Below are 1,140 nucleotides of genomic sequence, written 5' to 3' on the forward strand. Positions count from 1 at the left end.
TCAGCTTGTAGACAAAGTCTACAAGCTTTTTTGTATAATAAGGGTAATAACATAATTCTGTGGGGGATGAACATGTTATCGAAACGTGAAGAAGAAAGAAGAAATCAATTAGAAGTAGTGGCTTTAGATGAATTAGTACCTGAAGATCATCTTGTACGAAAAATTGATCAAGCGATCGATTTTGATTTCATTTATGATCTTGTCAAAGATCATTATAGTTCTGACAACGGTAGACCCAGTGTTGATCCCGTTGTTCTCATTAAGATGGTCTTAATCCAATATCTATTTGGCATTCGCTCTATGCGTCAAACCATTAAAGAAATTGAAACCAACGTGGCTTATCGGTGGTTTATTGGATATGGGTTTTCTGAGAAAATTCCGCACTTTTCTACCTTCGGTAAAAACTACGTGAGACGCTTCCATGATACCGATTTATTCGAACAAATTTTTTACCGAATCTTAAGAGAAGCGATGAAAAAAGGTCTTGTTGACCCTTCTATCGCCTTCATTGATTCAACCCATGTAAAAGCGAACGCCAATAAGAAAAAGCTTGAAAAGAAAATCGTTCGAGTAGAAACAAGAAGTTATCAAAATCAGCTTCATGAGGAGATCAATATTGATCGTGAAGAACATGGAAAAAAGCCTTTACCCCTACAGAATAAAGAAGAGACAAAAGAGATGAAGGTAAGTACGACTGATCCAGAGAGTGGCTACTACGTGAAGGATGAGCGAGAAAAATCATTTGCCTATTCATTTCATACGGCTTGTGATTCTAAAGGATTTATTTTAGGATCACTGGTCACAGGTGGAAATGTTCATGATAGTCGTATGTTGGATTCACTCGTATCAAAGGTGATAGAAAAAGTCAGAAAACCAAATGTAGTCGCAGTAGATGCTGGATATAAAACACCTTACATCGCTAAGTTTTTAATGGATCAAGAGATAAGACCTGTCATGCCTTACACTCGTCCGAGAACAAAAGCTGGTTACTTGAAAAAGAGTGAATATGTGTATGATGCACATTTTGATTGTTACATTTGCCCAAACGGGCAAATTCTCTCTTATCGCACAACGACGAGAGAGGGATATAAGCAATATGCGTCTGATTCAGTGATATGTCGTTCTTGCCAATTACTTGAA

1 protein-coding gene is annotated in these 1,140 nt (G+C 37.2%); it reads left to right on the plus strand.

Features of this window, described 5'->3' with window-relative positions:
* Positions 1 to 72: 72 nt before the first annotated feature.
* Positions 73 to 1,140, plus strand: a 1,068-nt coding sequence (locus IEE86_RS19185; RefSeq protein WP_191098562.1) for an IS1182 family transposase, incomplete at its 3' end; no start/stop codon positions are given.

The organism is Bacillus crepusculi (assembly GCF_014764715.1).
GTDB lineage: Bacteria > Bacillota > Bacilli > Bacillales > Bacillaceae > Bacillus.